12 protein-coding genes are annotated in these 15,886 nt (G+C 61.3%); 5 read left to right on the forward strand and 7 right to left on the reverse strand.

Annotation, left to right across the window (positions count from 1 at the left end; all coding sequences use genetic code 11):
• Positions 1–5 precede the first annotated feature (5 nt).
• The 5 genes from ACZ5RI_RS13100 to dnaJ all read left to right on the forward strand — a co-directional run bounded on the left by ACZ5RI_RS13100 (position 6) and on the right by dnaJ (position 7,638).
• The gene (locus ACZ5RI_RS13100; RefSeq protein WP_464513660.1) at positions 6–215 is read left to right on the forward strand and encodes a DUF4169 family protein; all 210 of its coding nucleotides are present in this window, start codon (positions 6–8) and stop codon (positions 213–215) included.
• A 61-nt stretch (positions 216–276) separates the two neighbouring features.
• On the forward strand, positions 277–2,631 hold the full coding sequence (locus ACZ5RI_RS13105) for an ATP-dependent helicase (protein WP_464513661.1): 2,355 nt from the start codon (positions 277–279) through the stop codon (positions 2,629–2,631).
• Between the two features lie 78 nt (positions 2,632–2,709).
• On the forward strand, positions 2,710–4,122 hold the full coding sequence (locus ACZ5RI_RS13110) for a M20/M25/M40 family metallo-hydrolase (protein WP_464513662.1): 1,413 nt from the start codon (positions 2,710–2,712) through the stop codon (positions 4,120–4,122).
• Between the two features lie 311 nt (positions 4,123–4,433).
• A complete protein-coding gene (gene dnaK, locus ACZ5RI_RS13115; RefSeq protein ID WP_464513663.1) occupies positions 4,434–6,359 on the forward strand; it encodes a molecular chaperone DnaK in 1,926 nt (641 codons plus the stop codon).
• Positions 6,360–6,489: 130 nt separating this feature from the next.
• On the forward strand, positions 6,490–7,638 hold the full coding sequence (gene dnaJ / locus ACZ5RI_RS13120) for a molecular chaperone DnaJ (RefSeq protein ID WP_464513664.1): 1,149 nt from the start codon (positions 6,490–6,492) through the stop codon (positions 7,636–7,638).
• An 83-nt stretch (positions 7,639–7,721) separates the two neighbouring features.
• On the opposite strand, the gene ACZ5RI_RS13125 is transcribed toward dnaJ, so the two are convergent.
• Genes ACZ5RI_RS13125 through deoC form a run of 7 tightly spaced genes read right to left on the reverse strand, consistent with a single transcriptional unit; the run spans position 7,722 to position 15,756 of the window.
• Positions 7,722–8,123 (reverse strand): cytidine deaminase, encoded by a 402-nt coding sequence (locus tag ACZ5RI_RS13125; protein WP_464513665.1) that lies wholly within the window; start codon positions 8,121–8,123, stop codon positions 7,722–7,724.
• Position 8,124: 1 nt separating this feature from the next.
• Positions 8,125–9,096 (reverse strand): ABC transporter permease, encoded by a 972-nt coding sequence (locus tag ACZ5RI_RS13130; RefSeq protein ID WP_464513666.1) that lies wholly within the window; start codon positions 9,094–9,096, stop codon positions 8,125–8,127.
• Entirely contained in the window at positions 9,096–10,232 is a 1,137-nt protein-coding gene (locus ACZ5RI_RS13135) for an ABC transporter permease (RefSeq protein WP_464513667.1), read from the reverse strand. The genes ACZ5RI_RS13130 and ACZ5RI_RS13135 overlap by 1 nt, the downstream gene beginning before the upstream one ends.
• Complete coding sequence (locus ACZ5RI_RS13140; RefSeq protein ID WP_464513668.1) at positions 10,229–11,770, reverse strand: ABC transporter ATP-binding protein; 1,542 nt, start codon at positions 11,768–11,770, stop codon at positions 10,229–10,231. The genes ACZ5RI_RS13135 and ACZ5RI_RS13140 overlap by 4 nt, the downstream gene beginning before the upstream one ends.
• A 28-nt stretch (positions 11,771–11,798) precedes the next feature.
• The gene (locus ACZ5RI_RS13145) at positions 11,799–12,842 is read right to left on the reverse strand and encodes a BMP family lipoprotein (protein WP_464515603.1); all 1,044 of its coding nucleotides are present in this window, start codon (positions 12,840–12,842) and stop codon (positions 11,799–11,801) included.
• Positions 12,843–12,850: 8 nt separating this feature from the next.
• Positions 12,851–14,758, reverse strand: coding sequence for an aldehyde dehydrogenase family protein (locus tag ACZ5RI_RS13150; RefSeq protein WP_464513669.1), 1,908 nt, complete (start codon positions 14,756–14,758; stop codon positions 12,851–12,853).
• 2 nt (positions 14,759–14,760) lie between these two features.
• A complete protein-coding gene (deoC, locus tag ACZ5RI_RS13155; RefSeq protein ID WP_464513670.1) occupies positions 14,761–15,756 on the reverse strand; it encodes a deoxyribose-phosphate aldolase in 996 nt (331 codons plus the stop codon).
• Positions 15,757–15,886: the final 130 nt, after the last annotated feature.

Raw genomic sequence — 15,886 nt, forward strand, 5'->3', positions numbered from 1 at the left:
CCACCATGAGCCAGATCATCAACTTACGTCAGGCCCGCAAGGCCAAGGCCCGGGGCGAAAAAGAGACCCAGGCGGCGGCCAACCGCGTCCATTTCGGTACGCCAAAGGCCCTACGAAAAAAGGGGGAAGCCCTGGCGGATCTGGCAGCCAAACGGCTTGATGGCCACAAAATTGAGGCTGAAAACCCGAAGGTTCACCCCGAGGTAGAGACTTAAAGCGGTTTTGCAGGCAAAGAAGGGGCGACAGCCGCCCCACCCGGCTGCTAAATTCCGAGTCATGACTTCCCAATTTGATCCCGCAAACGGCGCCGGTTCGGGCGCCCCGTCTTTGCCAGTGCAGAGCGCCCCCACTTTGCCCTTACGCGAAGCGCCGTACCTTGCCAGCCTTAACCCGGCCCAGCGCGAGGCCGTGGAAACCCTGGATGGTGCCGTGCTGATGCTTGCCGGTGCCGGTACCGGCAAGACCAAGGCGCTGACCACAAGGCTGGCCCACCTTCTGGCCACCCACCGCGCCCAGCCCTGGCAGATTCTGGCAGTGACCTTCACCAACAAGGCCGCCCGCGAGATGAAGATGCGCATCGGCGCGCTGGTCGGTGATGTGGTCGAGGGGATGCAGTGGCTTGGCACCTTTCACGCCATCGGCGCACGCATTTTGCGCCGCCATGCCGAACTGGCGGGCCTCAAATCCAATTTCACCATTCTGGATACCGACGATCAGATCCGCCTGCTGAAACAGCTTCTGGAAGCCGGGCACATCGACGAAAAGCGCTGGCCCGCCCGCACGCTGGCCATGATCATTGATAGCTGGAAGAACAAGGGGCTCAACCCCGCCGATATTCCTGCCAGCGATGCCAATGATTACGCCGGTGGCAAGGCCCAGCAGCTTTATGCCGAATATCAGGAACGCTTAAAGACCCTGAACGCGACCGATTTCGGCGATCTGTTGCTGCAACCGCTGACAATCTTACGCCAGCACCCCGATGTGCTGGCCGATTACCGCGCACGTTTTCGCTATATTTTGGTGGACGAGTATCAGGACACCAACACGGTGCAGTATCTCTGGCTCAAACTGCTGGCCGGATCGAGCGGCAATGTCTGCGTCGTCGGTGATGACGATCAGTCGATCTATGGCTGGCGCGGGGCCGAAGTTGAAAATATCCTGCGCTTTGAAAAGGATTTTCCCGGCGCCAAAATCATCCGGCTGGAACGCAATTATCGCTCCACGGCTGCCATTTTGGGCGCGGCATCGGGCCTGATCGCCACCAACAAGGGCCGTTTGGGTAAAACCCTGTGGACCGAAGATGGCGAAGGCGAAAAGGTCCGTGTACAGGGCATTTATGATGGCGAGGAAGAAGCGCGCAACATTGCCGCTGATGCCGAAGACCTGCACCGGCAGGGCGAACCCTATGCCGAGATGGCCATCCTGGTCCGCGCCAGCTTTCAGATGCGCGAATTTGAAGACCGGTTTATCGCGCTTGGCCTGCCCTATCGTGTCATCGGTGGCCCGCGTTTTTATGAACGCGCCGAAATCCGCGATGCGCTGGCCTATATGCGGATTGTGGCCCAGGGCGATGATGATCTGGCCTTTGAACGCATCGTCAACAAACCCAAACGCGGCATCGGCGATGCCAGTGTGCAGACCCTGCAAGCCTATGCCCGCGCCCGTGCGTTACCGCTGCTGGCGGCAGCGCGCGAGATCATCGGCACCGACGAGATCCCGCCCAAAGCGCGCCGCTCGCTGGCCGAACTGGCTGGCAATTTCGAGCGCTGGACCGAAGCGGCCCGCACGCTGCCGCACACCGATCTGGCCGAACTGATCCTTGATGAATCGGGCTACACCGCCATGCTGAAGGCCGACAAATCGGTCGAAGCCCCCGGCAAGCTCGACAACCTCAAGGAACTGGTGCGCTCGATGGAAAGCTTCGAGACACTGGCGGCGTTTCTGGAGCATGTCTCACTGGTGATGGAGATCGTGCAAAGCGACGATGAGGACCGCCTTAGCCTGATGACCCTGCATGCGGCCAAGGGGCTGGAATTCAATACGGTTTTCCTGCCCGGCTGGGAAGAAGGCTTATTCCCCTCGCAGCGCACCATGGACGAACATGGCCTGTCTGGTCTTGAAGAAGAACGACGGCTTGCTTATGTCGGCATTACACGGGCCAAAAAGCGCGCCCGCATTTTCTTTGCTGCCAACCGCCGCGTTCATGGCAGCTGGCAAAACGCCATGCCTTCGCGCTTTTTATCCGAACTGCCGCCCGAACATGTCGAGGCGGTGACCAGTCAGGGCGTTTATGGCGCCGATATGATGTTCCGCGATAACAGTGAAGGGGGCTTTGCCGCCACCTACAGCGGCAGCACGACCGGTAGCAGCTATAACAGCCCGGGCTGGAAACGCGCGCAAAACAACATGGCGCAGGGTCACAGCAGCTATGCCCGCCCGGCGCTGCTGGATGCCAAAGCGGTGCACAGCACCCAGTCTGATATGGCATCGCAGTTTAAGTCCGGCGAACGCGTCTTTCATCAGAAGTTCGGCTATGGCCGCATTCGCAGCGTCGACGGCAACAAGCTAACCGTCGCCTTTGATAAAGCCGGTGAGAAGAAGGTTATCGATCAGTTCGTCACCCGCGCTTAAAGAAAACACACATAAAAAAACGTCTGAACGCACACGTCCCCCGCGCCTTGCACCGCGGGGAAATAGCAGAGAGAAAAAATGAAAAAAAACGCTTTATATGCCTTCGTCGACAGGCTGTGGGATACCGACATTATTCCCACATTGAGCGACTATATCCGCATTCCCAATGTCTCGCAGATGTTCGATGCCGAATGGCAAAAGAACGGCCACACTGAAAAGGCCGTGGCGCTGCTGGCGTCCTGGGCGCGCCAGAAGACGGCGACGCTCGCGGGCGCTAAGGTGGAAGTAATCCGTGCCGAGGGCCGCGCCCCGGTGATTTTTATCGACATTCCCGGCACCGGTGCGGGCAATGTGTTCATGTATGGCCATCTCGATAAACAGCCCGGCGTGACTGGCTGGGACGCAAATAAGGGCCCGTGGACCCCGGTGATCGAGAACGGCAAACTCTATGGCCGTGGCGGCGCCGATGATGGTTACGCCCTGTTTGCCGAGCTTTCCGCCCTGCTGGCGCTGGAAGAAGAAAAGGCCCCGCGGCCGCGTGCCACCATTCTGATCGAAGCCGGGGAAGAATCGGGCTCGCCCGACCTGACCGCTTATATGGAACTGTTAGGCGATCGCATCGGTAAGCCCGATCTGATTGTCGTGCTCGATTCCGGTTGCGGCAATTACGATCAGCTCTGGCTGACCTCGTCCTTGCGCGGCATTGCCGCCGGTACGCTGAAGGTCGAAGTGCTGACCGCCGGGCTGCATTCGGGCGATGTCAGTGGCATTGTGCCGTCATCGTTCCGCATTTTCCGCCAGCTGTTGTCGCGCATCGAAGACGAAAATACCGGCACGATCAAACTGCCGGAATTCTCGGTTGAAATCCCGGCAGATCGTTTGGAACAGGCCCGCCAGTGCGCCGCCATTCAGGGCGATGCCGTGTTCGGCCGCATGCCCTTCGCCGGTAACACCAAGCCGATGGGCGAGACCACCGAAGAACTGGTGCTGAACCGCACCTGGCGCCCGCAGCTCGCCGTGGTGGCGATCGACGGCTATCCCAAGCCCGACGTGGCTGGCAATGTGCTGCTGCCCTTTACCGAGGCCAAGCTGTCAATCCGCCTGCCCCCGAGCTGTGATGCCCCCAAGGCGCTGGCAGCCCTGAAAAAAGCGCTGGAAGAAAATCCGCCCTATGACGCCAAGGTGACCTTCACACCGGAAGCAGGCCAGTCCGGCTGGAACGCGCCCGAAATGGCGAAGGATACGGCTGATGCGCTCAAAGACGCGGCGGAAAGTTATTTCGGCAAGCCCATCGCCTATATGGGCGAAGGCGGCTCGATTCCCTTCCTGGCGTATTTAAGCAGCCGATTCCCCGGCGCCCAGTTCATCGTCACCGGCGTGCTCGGCCCCAACGCCAACGCCCATGGCCCGAATGAATTCCTGCACATTGATGCGGCCAAGAAGATCACCGCCTCGATCGCCAACACGTTGACGGCACTGGCCCGTAAGTAAGCAACCTCCAAATACCATAGCGCGGTAAACGGACACTGATGGTTACCGGTCCATTTGCCGCGCTTTTTGTCTCTTGTCTTATGGTGACACATGCGCGGGGCGGGCAGGTGGCGTCCAAATGATGAGATTTACTATCCAAATGCGCTCACACAGGCCTTCTGTGCCTTGCACCCCCTAAACGGCCTTCCTATATACGTTTTAAGTTTGCGGGCCAGAGGGGTTGTCCGCACGGATAGGCTGTAGGGGCAGGCCGCAAAGGTGCTTCACGTTAGAAGGCCGCAGCACTGCCGCCCGATTGGAAGGATTTAACCATGTCGAAAGTTATTGGTATCGATCTAGGTACCACGAATTCCTGCGTCTCTGTCATGGAAGGCACGGCGCCGAAGGTCATTGAAAACGCCGAAGGTGCGCGCACCACGCCGTCGATCGTCGCCTTTACCAATGATGGCGAGCGCCTGATCGGTCAGCCAGCCAAGCGCCAGGCCGTGACCAACCCGGAATATACCTTTTACGCGATCAAGCGCCTGATCGGCCGTCGTTTCGACGATCCGATGTGCCAGCGCGATATCGACATGGTGCCCTACAAGATCGTCAAGGCTGGTAATGGTGACGCCTGGGTGGCGGGCCGCGATTCCAAAGAATATGCACCGTCGGAAGTGTCGGCCTTTACCTTGCAGAAGATGAAGGAAACCGCCGAAAGCTATCTCGGTGAAACCGTGACGCAAGCCGTCATCACCGTTCCGGCCTATTTCAATGACGCCCAGCGTCAGGCCACCAAGGATGCGGGCAAAATCGCGGGCCTTGAAGTCCTGCGTATCATTAACGAGCCGACCGCTGCCGCGCTGGCCTATGGCCTCGACAAGAAGAACACCGGCATCATCGCGGTATATGACTTAGGTGGCGGCACGTTCGACGTCTCGGTGCTGGAAATCGGCGACGGCGTGTTTGAAGTGAAGTCGACCAACGGCGATACCTTCCTCGGCGGCGAAGACTTCGACATGCGGATCGTCAACTATCTGGCGGACGAATTCAAAAAAGAAAACGGCATTGATCTGCGCACCGACCGCCTGGCCCTGCAGCGTCTGAAGGACGCCGCCGAAAAGGCCAAGATCGAACTGTCGAGCGCGCAGCAAACCGAAGTCAACCTGCCGTTCATTACGGCCGATGCTTCGGGTCCGAAGCACCTCAACATCAAGATCTCCCGCTCCAAACTGGAAGCGCTGGTCGAAGATCTGATCGAGCGCACCACCGGCCCGGTCAAGCAGGCCCTCAAGGACGCTGGCGTCACCGCCAGCCAGATCGACGAAGTCATTCTGGTCGGCGGCATGACCCGCATGCCCAAGGTGCAGGAAGTCGTTAAGCAGCTGTTCGGCAAGGAACCGCATAAGGGCGTCAATCCCGATGAAGTCGTTGCCATTGGCGCGGCCATTCAGGGCGGTGTGCTCAAGGGCGAAGTCAAGGACGTGCTGCTGCTCGACGTCACCCCGCTGAGCCTTGGTATTGAAACGCTGGGCGGCGTGTTCACCCGACTGATCGACCGCAACACCACGATCCCGACCAAGAAGTCGCAAACCTTCTCGACCGCCGAAGACGGCCAGACTGCGGTGACCATCCGCGTGTTCCAGGGCGAGCGTGAAATGGCTGCCGATAACAAGGCGCTGGGCCAGTTCGACCTGATGGGTATCCCGCCGGCGCCGCGTGGCGTGCCGCAGATCGAGGTCACGTTCGACATCGACGCCAACGGTATTGTCTCGGTCACCGCCAAGGACAAGGCCACCGGCAAGGAACAGCAGATCCGCATTCAGGCCTCGGGCGGCCTGTCGGATGCCGACATCGAAAAGATGGTCAAGGAAGCCGAAGCCCATGCCGAGGACGACAAGAAGACCAAGGCGCTGGCCGAAGCCAAGAACCAGGCCGATGCCCTGATCCATTCGACCGAAAAGGCGCTGAAAGAGCATGGCGACAAGGTCGGCGAAGAAGAACGCAAGGGTATCGAAACCGCTACTGAAGCGCTGAAGGAAGCGCTAAAGTCGGACGATGCCGACGACATCAACGCCAAGGCGCAGACCCTGGCGCAGGCGTCGATGAAGCTGGGCGAGGCGATGTACAAGGCGCAGGCCGCCGCGGGCGAAGGTGCCGCCCCGGGTGCAGAAGCCGATGCCGGTGCGGCCCCGAAAGACGACAATGTCGTCGATGCGGAGTTCTCCGAAGTCGACGAAGGTAAGAAGAAGGCGTAACGCCAAACGATGCGCACAGGCCGGAAAAACACTTTTCCGGCTTGTGCCGTCTTCAACGTAAGTGCATACGCCCCTTCTCGCCTTATGCGGCAAGGGGCGTAAATGTGTTCTAAAGGGTAGTGGCGGGAAGATGGCCAAACGCGATTATTATGACATTCTGGGTGTAGCCAAGGGATCGTCTGCCGACGAACTCAAATCGGCCTATCGCAAACAGGCGATGAAGCTGCATCCCGACCGCAATCCCGGCAACAAGGAAGCCGAGGCCAAATTCAAAGAGGTCAACGAAGCCTATGACGTCTTAAAGGACGATCAGAAGCGCGCGGCCTATGACCGATTTGGCCATGCTGCCTTTGAAAATGGCGGTGGCGGGCGTGGCCCCGGTGGCGGCGATCCGTTCGGCGGCTTCTCCTCGTCCTTCTCCGACATGTTCGAAGATCTGTTCGGCGAGATGATGGGCGGTGGCGGCCATAGCGGTGGCGGCCGGCGTCAGGACCGTGGCGGCGACTTACGCTACAATCTCGAAATCTCGCTGGAAGACGCCTTCCACGGTAAGCGGGTCGAAATCCGCGTCCCGGCGGCAGTGTCCTGCGATGCCTGTAAAGGCTCGGGCGCCGAAGCTGGCAGCCATGCAGAAAACTGCCCCACCTGTGGTGGACGCGGCCGCGTACGCGCAAGCCAGGGCTTCTTCACGGTTGAACGCACCTGCCCGACCTGTCGTGGGGCAGGCCGCATCATCAAGAAGCCGTGCAAAATCTGCGGCGGTTCCGGTCAGGTCCAGAAGGAACGCACGCTGGCCATCGACATTCCACCCGGCGTCGAAGAAGGCACCCGTATCCGCCTGACCGGCGAAGGGCAGGCCGGATTCAATGGCGGCCCGGCGGGCGATCTCTATGTCTTCCTGTCGGTGGCGCAGCACGCCATCTTCCAGCGCGACGGATCGGACCTTTATGCCCAGGTGCCGGTGAGCTTTGTCACCGCAGCCTTAAGCGGCTCGATCGAAGTGCCGACGCTGGACGGCGAACCCGCCAAGCTGGCGATTGCCGAAGGCACCCAGAGCGGGCGGCGCATCCGCCTGCGCCACAAGGGTATGCCGGTGTTACGCGGTGGCGGGTCGCGCGGCGATCTCTATATCGAGGTCAAGGTCGAAACCCCGGTCAAGCAGTCCAAGCGTCAGAAGGAACTGCTCAAAGAATTCGAGAGCGAAAGCAGCAGCGGCAGTCAGCCCGAATGCGAAAGCTTCTTCGCCAAGGTTAAATCCTTTTTGAACGGCGAAGCCTGAAACCGAAAACGGCGGGAATTTTCCCGCCGTTTTTTATTGCCCAAATCATTTCAGAAACTCTGGCCTATTTCAAAAACTCAGGCCTATTTCAAAAACTCAGGCCCGAACGAATGCGGCAAGAGTTCGGACAGTTTCACCGATGTGCCGCTGCCATCATCGCAGCACATATGCACGATGGTATCGGGGCCGGAAAATTCGCGGATGCGCTGACGGCAGGCGCCACAGGGCGTCACCATATCAGGCCCGCTCGAAATGATGAGGATCTCCGCGATGCGGGTTTCGCCACCGGCGACCATGGCCGAAACGGCACCGGCCTCGGCGCAGGCCCCAACCGGATAGGCGGCATTCTCGACATTACAGCCGCCAAACACCGCGCCCTTAACCCCGCGGATTGCCGCGCCAACGTGGAATTTTGAATAGGGCGCGTAAGCGAGTTCCCGCATATTGCGCGCCACATCCAGCAGATCTTTGGGCATTGCCGTCATATCAGGCATCCTTCTCATAGGGCACGCCATCGGCCTTGGGTGCCACGGCCTTGCCGATGAAGCCTGCCAGCAGCAACACGGTCAGAATATAGGGCATCGCCTGCACCAACTGAATTGGCACCGAAAAGCCAAGCAACGCCGCGCCCTGCAGGCGTACCGCCGCGGTGTCGAGAAACCCAAACAGCAGACAGGCCCAGAACGCCCCCCAGGCCCGCCACTTGCCGAAAATCAGCGCGGCCAGTGCGATATAGCCCTGCCCCGCGCTCATTTCCCGACTGAACCCGGCATTCTGCGCCAGCGACAGATAGGAACCGGCGATACCGGTAAACACACCGCAGATCAGCACTGCACGATAGCGCAGCCACGCCACCGAAATACCGGCCGCATCCACAGCCTTGGGTTCCTCGCCGACGGCGCGCAGCCGCAAACCAAACCGCGTGCGCTTGATCGCCCAGTGGGTGACGAACACCAGTGCCAGCGTCAGGTAAACCAGAATGCTCTGCCCGCCGATGATATCGCGATAAAACGGCCCGATCACCGGCACATTGGCGAGCAATTCGGTCCCCGGCAAAGTCACCGGTAAGAACCGCGCGTCTGGTCCCAGCCCCGGGGTCTGACCGCCCATATGGAACCAGGCGGTGGCAAACACCATGGTCAGGCCCGACGCCAGCGTGTTGATCGCCACGCCGCTGACCACCTGATCGCCGCGATAGGTGATCGCCGCCAGCCCGTGCACCAGGCTGAACAGACAGGCGATAACAATACCGGCGGCGAGCCCGGCCAGCGGGGATCCGGTCAGCGCCGCAACCGTGGCGGCGGCAAAGGCCGCGCCCAGCATCTTGCCTTCGAGCCCGATATCGACCACGCCGGCGGTTTCCGAAAATACCCCGCCCATGGCGCACAGCACCAACGGGGTGGCAACACGGATGGTTCCAGCCAGCGTCGGGATCAGGAGCGTGAGAATGTCGTCCATCACTTACCCTCCACCTTGGCCGGTTTTTCACGCGCCAGTTTCAGCGGACCTTTGAGCGACCAGGAAATCCATGGCCGCGTCATCGCCGCCAGTGCGCCCGAGAACAGAATGACCAGCCCCTGAATGGCGATGACCATCTCGCGGGTGATCTGAGGCATGGCAAAGGACAGCTCGGTGCCGCCCTGCTGCAATGCACCGAACAACAGACTGGCAAGCAGAATACCGACCGGATGGTTGCGCCCCATCAGCGCCACGGCAATGCCGCCGAAGCCATAGCCCAGCGCAAAGTCCAGCAGCAAACGATGATGCACGCCCAGAATTTCGTTGACGCCGACCAACCCGGCCAGCGCACCGGACAGGCACATTGCCATAACCACCATGCGTTTGGATTTAATGCCAGCATACCCCGCCGCATCGGCGTTATAGCCCATCAGGCGCAGCTCATAGCCCCAGGGCGTACGCCACACCAAGAGCCAGACGCCAAACGCCGCGATCAGCGCCAGAAACAGCGCGATATTGAGCGGCGACGGATGCACCGCAATACCGATCCCGGCCAGCATGTTGGAAATAAGCGGCAGCATCGCCGACGGCAGGAAATCCCGGCTTTCCGGCGACATGTTATCGGGCGCGATCAGCACATTGACCATCAGATACACCATCAGCGCCGAAGCGAGGAAGTTGAACATGATGGTGGTGATCACGATGTGGCTGCCACGATAGGCCTGCAAATAGGCCGGCACCGCCGCCCATATTGCGCCGAACAACGCCGCACCGGCCACCGCCAGCGGCAGGACGATCAGCGCATTGCCGCTATGGTCCAGTGCCATTGCCACCAGTCCGGCCCCCAGTCCGCCGAGATAGGCCTGCCCCTCGCCGCCGATATTGAACAGACCGGCGTGGAACGCCACCGCCACCGCCAGACCGGCAAAGGCATAATCGGTGGCATAGAACAGGGTATAGCCGATCATCTCGGAATCGCCGAAGGCGCCGAGCAGCATGACCTTGACCGCTTCAAACGGATTTTCGCCGATGGCCAGCACCACCAGCCCTGCGGCCACAAAGGCGAGCAGCACGTTGGCCGCCGGAACCAGCGCCAGATCAACCCAGCGGGGCAGTTTTTCGCGATGCGCGCTCATGCTTCTTTCCACACATTACCCATCATCAGACCCAGCGTGCGTTCGTCAGCATCGCTGCCCGCCACCTCGCCGGTAATGCGACCACCGCACATCACCAGAATACGGTCAGACAGCGCCATGATTTCATCCAGCTCGCACGAGACCAGCAAAATGGCACAGCCCGCATCGCGTAAGGCCACCAGCTGGCTATGAATAAACGCAATCGCCCCGATATCGACACCGCGTGTCGGCTGCCCGGCCAGAAAGACCTTGGGGGCGACGGCGGTTTCGCGGGCGATCACCAGTTTCTGCTGATTGCCGCCCGAGAAATTCCCGGCGGTCAGTTCGGGCCGTGGCGGGCGCACATCATAGCGCGCCATCAGTTCGGCGCAGTGCACCGCCATCGCCTGTGGGGCGAGCAGACCATTTTTATCTGTAAACGGATCATGGCGCTGATAGCCCATCACCGACGTTTCGGCGGCGCTGAAGCGCCCGCTCATGGCGAAGCGCAAGCGATCTTCCGGCACATAGGACAGCCCGGCGGCGCGCATCTGGCCCGGTTCGACCGGATGGGTGGCATCGATCACCCGACCATCGAGACGAACCAGCCCGGCACTGGGGCTGCGCATTCCGGCCAGCACCTCGAGCAATTCGGTCTGCCCGTTACCGGCCACCCCGGCGATGCCGACGATTTCGCCCGCCTGCAAGGTGAAATCAATATCCGACAACAGCGGCACATCACCGGCACCGTGCAGCGACAAATGCTCGACCGCCAGCGCCGCACCAATCGGCCGGGCCGGACCACGCTCGACCTTCAGTCGCAGTTTGCGCCCCACCATCAGCTCGGCCAGTTCTTCGCGGGTTGTTTCACGCGTAGCCCGCTCGGCCACCACTTCACCGGCGCGCATGACATAGATCAGATCAGTAACGGCGAGAATTTCGCGCAGCTTATGCGAAATCAGGATTACCGTCGCGCCCTTGGCTTTCAACGCATTCAGAATGCGGAACAGCTGATCGGCTTCCTGCGGGGTAAGCACCGCCGTCGGCTCGTCCAAAATCAGGATGCGGGCACCGCGATAGAGCGCTTTGAGAATTTCCACCCGCTGCTGTTCGCCGACCGGCAGATCGGTGATGCGGGCATCAACATCGACCTTCAGGTCATATTCATCCGACAGCCGCATCAGCTCGGCCCGGGCGCGCTTTAAGGAGCCGGACAGCTTCCAGCCGTCTTCGGCACCCAGAATAATGTTTTCCAGTACGGTAAATTTCTCCACCAGCATAAAATGCTGATGCACCATGCCAATGTGATGGGCGATGGCATCGGCAGGCGAGCCGTGGCGCACCACTTCCCCACCCACCAGGATTTCGCCATCGTCGGGGCGGTACAGGCCATAGACCTGATTCATCGCCGTGGTTTTGCCTGCACCATTCTCGCCGATAATACCGACAATGGAGGCAGCCGGAATGCACATATTAACGCCGCGGTTGGCCCGAATAGCCCCGAAGCTTTTGGTCAGCCCCTTCAGTTCAAGGGCAGGTACACCACCAGACACGCTCATCGCACACCCCGCACCCGGCACGTATTCATCAGTATACGCATTTTCCGTCACTTTCGTAATCGTGCACCTTGATGCGCCCGGCGATAATGTCGGCCTTGACCTGTTCGACTCTGGTTTTCATCGCGGGGGTAATCAGCGCCTTGTTATACTGATCATAGGCCCAGTCCACCCCGCCCTCTTTGAGGCCGAGGACGAAATGGCCCGACTGCCAGTGCCCGGCCTTAAGGTCCATCACCGCTTCATAGGCGGCATTATCGACCTTCTTAACCATCGAGGTCAGCATGGTGCCGGGATGCATGTAGTTCTGATTGGAATCCACACCGATGGCGAGCTTCTTGCGGTCTGCTGCGGCCTGCAGCACACCAATGCCGGTGGTGCCCGCCGCCGCATAAACCACATCCACGCCACGATCGAACTGGCCGCGCGCCACTTCCGAACCACGGGCCGGATCGGTCCAGGCTTCCGGCGTGGTGCCGACCATATTGACCAGCACGGTGGCCTTGGGGTTGGCGTATTTGATGCCCTGACCATACCCGCAGGCAAAGCGACGGATCAGCGGAATATCCATGCCACCGACAAAACCGATTTTACCCGACTTTGAGGCCATCGCCGCCAGTACGCCGACCAGAAACGAGCCTTCTTCTTCGCGGAATTCGACCGCGCGGACATTGGGCAAATTGATATTGCCGTCGATCAGCATGAAATGGGTATGCGGATATTGCTTGGCCACACGCTTGACCGCATCGGTCTGCGAGAAACCGACCCCGATCACCGGATCATGGCCCCGGCTGGCAAAGTGGCGATAGGCCTGCTCGAACTGGGTTTCGTGACTGACCTCGAAATCGGCGTACGGCGTCCCCGTGGCAGCCTTGACGCGTTCCGCCCCGCGATAGAGCGCTTCGCTGAACGAACGGTCGAACTTGCCACCCATAGAATAGACATAGGCCGGGTTCACGCCCACGGGGCGGCTCTGGCTGACGACCGGAGCAACCGGCGCATGAGAACCAAACAAGGCTGCCGCCGCGGCCAACACCACCACGGCAGCACCGGCAAGAAGTAGGTTACGCCGCATCATCCCCCTCAAACTTTACTGGCAATCGCCAGAGGCCGGACGTGCACGCCACCACGCCACGCCCCATCGGCGCTGAAACCATCCGTAATCACAGCCTTCAAATCTTCGGCTGCTGCGGCAAACACCGCAGCATCCGCCCCGTCATACCACAGGGCGTCAACACCACGATGGCGGGCGAGATGTAACGCCCCCCCGGCATCCGCCACCGCAACCGCGGCCGTGGGGCACACCGCTTTGACGGCCGTCGCCAGTGCCGCCGTCGGCAACACCAGCACCGCGCGCCCACCGGCACCAAGCACCGCCGCCAGCGCCGTCACAGCGCCCTGCAGCGGCCCGGACATGGGGGCAACGATCCCGACCAGACCGGGGCTGACATACGATACAAGCGCATCGGTGACGGCAAAGCGATCCGCCAACACCTGCACCGCCGCAACGGTTTGAGCGATATCTTTCTTTGCGGCAGCTTTGGCCACACCGCTGGCAATCAGGGCATCGGTCAGTGTATCCGCCCTGGCCGCCACGGCAGTGGCCAACGCCGTCACACTGCCACAGCCCTTGACGGCACCCACCGCCGCCACCACATCGGCCGTAGCCGCATCTGTGGCAACCCGCGTCCCCGTAGCCGCCGCACCGCGCACATAGGCGGCGGATTCATCGGTCAGCCACAGATCGGTTCCCGGCGCATTGACAGAAACACCGATACCATCGACCGTGCGGGCCAAAGCCAGTGCCGGATCAATCGCCGTGCTGTACACCGTGACAGGGGCAAAGCCCGCCTGCTTCTGCGCCAGCTCGGCAGCTTCCTTTAAGGTGCGGAATGTCGTGGCAAGCAGCACCGGCCCGAACAGATCATTCGCCACCGCGGCCATTGCCGGTTCAGCATTGCTAACCAGCGTCGGGGCGTAAACCGCCCCCGCCGCCGCACCGCCACCGATCATCAGCTGTGCCCCTTCGGCCACCGCATCTTTAAGCCAGACTTCCAGTCGGCTGGCGCTGTGGCTTAAGCCGACATCCGTAGTGCGGTCGAGCGGATCGCCACCACGCAGCCGCGCGATACGGGCGGTCAGCCGGGTGTAAAAATCCGCAGCGACGCTTTCCTGCACGAACAGGCGTGCCCCAACCATCCGCCCGCAGGTGAGCGCGACCGCCCCTTCGGCAGCGGCATCCAGATCGGCTTCCTCGCACACGAAGAACGGCGCACGGCGCATGCGCCACAGCGACAGCGGCGTTGTCCCCGCCGCCGCCTGCAACGCTGCCGCACCTTTGCGGCAGAGGGCCGCCACCACCTTATCGACATTGGCCGCAAGGGCCCCGAAAATATCGCGATCCGCCACCACGGTCTGAAACACCCCGACGGGCAGCACTTCGCGGGCAATATCGGCAAAGGCCAGCGCGGTGAGCGCGGTGTCTTTTTCCGGCTTGAACAGCACCACATTGCCCTGCGCCAGCGCCGGGGCGACCAGACGGGCCAGCCCTGCCAGCGGCGCGCTCCAATGCGCAATCGCTGCCACCACACCATAGGGCGCGCCAGCAGCTTTTACCGCCGCGGCAAAGCGCAGTGCCTTAACCAGAAAGGCAACATCATTTTCCGCCTGACGGATGGTGCGCCCGCTTTCCAGCACCGCCAGCCCGGCCAGCAGAGCGGCTTTTTGCGCCACCGCATCAGCCAGCGCCCGTAAAGCCGCGCCGCGATCCGCCGCCAGCCAGCCCGGGGCCGCCCGGCGGGCGTCAGCCGCCGCCGCCGCAATCGCCGCCGGATCGGCCAGTGCCACCACCGCAATTTGTTCGCCGCTGACCGGGTGCAGAATTTGCGCGCCATCCGTCACCGAATGACTTTTCAGCCACGCCAATGCCGCCACCGGATCAACCGGCACCGGGCCATACGTCATTTCGCTCATCAGTTCGCCGACCGTCATGATTACCCCATCGCCTGCAAATGCGCCGCCGACGGGCGGCCATAGGCGAATTCATCCAGTGCGAGTTCGATTTTTCCCAACAGACTGGACGCACCCAACCGGAACAGCTGCGGCTCAAGCCAGTCACGGCCCAGTTCTTCGGCCATGATACGCTGATAGGTCAAGGCATCGGCCGGGGTCGAAATACCACCCGCCGGTTTGAAGCCGACAATCGCTCCGGTCCGGCGACGCCAGTCAGCAATCGCCCGGGCCATCACCAGCGCATAGAGCGGCGTGGCATTGACCGGTTCTTTGCCGGTAGAGGTTTTGATGAAATCCGCCCCCGCCATCATGGCGGCATAGGACGCCTTGGCAAGCTGATCGAGGCTGGCCAGATTGCCCGCGCCTAAAATGGCCTTGAGATGGGCCTCCCCACAGGCTTCGCGGAATGCCCTCACCTCGTCATACACCGCCTTGTAATTGCCGGTCAGCACCAGCCCGCGGGTAATGACGATGTCAATTTCCTGCGCGCCAGCCGCAACCGAGGCCTCAACCTCGGCAATACGGGTGGCCAACGGCGACAGCCCTTCGGGAAAGCCGGTGGAAACCGCCGCCACAGGAATCCCGGTTCCGTCCAGCGCGGCAACCGCGGTTTCGATCATGGCGTGATAGACGCAGACCGCCCCGGTGGTGACCGGCGGGACGCCCAGCTTTTCCAGAATATCGGCCCGCACAGGCTGACGTGCTTTGGCGCACAGACGGCGCACCCGGCCCGGCGTATCGTCACCGGCCAGCGTGGTCAGATCAATGCAGGTCAGGGCCTTGATGAGCCACGCCGCACGCCATGGTCCGGCCAACGGGCGACGGGCGGCCAGCGTGGCCACAGAATGCTCCAGCGCGGCACGGCTGATCCGGACGCCAGCAATCAGCTCGGCATCATAATCAACAATGGCATTGCGCACTATGTTTCCGCCGCCAACCCGGCCCGGAAACGAAGAAACAATAGGAATCTCGGACATTTGGGGACGGTTCCACGAGGGGCCGGTTTCTGTCAAGGCGGCAAGCCCGCTTAAAGCCGTGGGTAGTCTGCCATACGCCCAAGCTCGGGGCAAAGTGCCGCGTTGATGAGCGACGCTCTTTTTTGCATCT

The sequence above is a fragment of the Micropepsis pineolensis genome (assembly GCF_055392125.1).

Coding starts and splice junctions, on each gene's coding strand:
- ACZ5RI_RS13100 (WP_464513660.1), top strand. CDS start 6: ATGAGCCAGATCATCAACTTACGTCAGGCCCGCAAGGCCAAGGCCCGG.
- ACZ5RI_RS13105 (WP_464513661.1), top strand. CDS start 277: ATGACTTCCCAATTTGATCCCGCAAACGGCGCCGGTTCGGGCGCCCCG.
- ACZ5RI_RS13110 (WP_464513662.1), top strand. CDS start 2,710: ATGAAAAAAAACGCTTTATATGCCTTCGTCGACAGGCTGTGGGATACC.
- dnaK (WP_464513663.1), top strand. CDS start 4,434: ATGTCGAAAGTTATTGGTATCGATCTAGGTACCACGAATTCCTGCGTC.
- dnaJ (WP_464513664.1), top strand. CDS start 6,490: ATGGCCAAACGCGATTATTATGACATTCTGGGTGTAGCCAAGGGATCG.
- ACZ5RI_RS13125 (WP_464513665.1), bottom strand. CDS start 8,123: ATGACGGCAATGCCCAAAGATCTGCTGGATGTGGCGCGCAATATGCGG.
- ACZ5RI_RS13130 (WP_464513666.1), bottom strand. CDS start 9,096: ATGGACGACATTCTCACGCTCCTGATCCCGACGCTGGCTGGAACCATC.
- ACZ5RI_RS13135 (WP_464513667.1), bottom strand. CDS start 10,232: ATGAGCGCGCATCGCGAAAAACTGCCCCGCTGGGTTGATCTGGCGCTG.
- ACZ5RI_RS13140 (WP_464513668.1), bottom strand. CDS start 11,770: ATGAGCGTGTCTGGTGGTGTACCTGCCCTTGAACTGAAGGGGCTGACC.
- ACZ5RI_RS13145 (WP_464515603.1), bottom strand. CDS start 12,842: ATGCGGCGTAACCTACTTCTTGCCGGTGCTGCCGTGGTGGTGTTGGCC.
- ACZ5RI_RS13150 (WP_464513669.1), bottom strand. CDS start 14,758: ATGACGGTCGGCGAACTGATGAGCGAAATGACGTATGGCCCGGTGCCG.
- deoC (WP_464513670.1), bottom strand. CDS start 15,756: ATGTCCGAGATTCCTATTGTTTCTTCGTTTCCGGGCCGGGTTGGCGGC.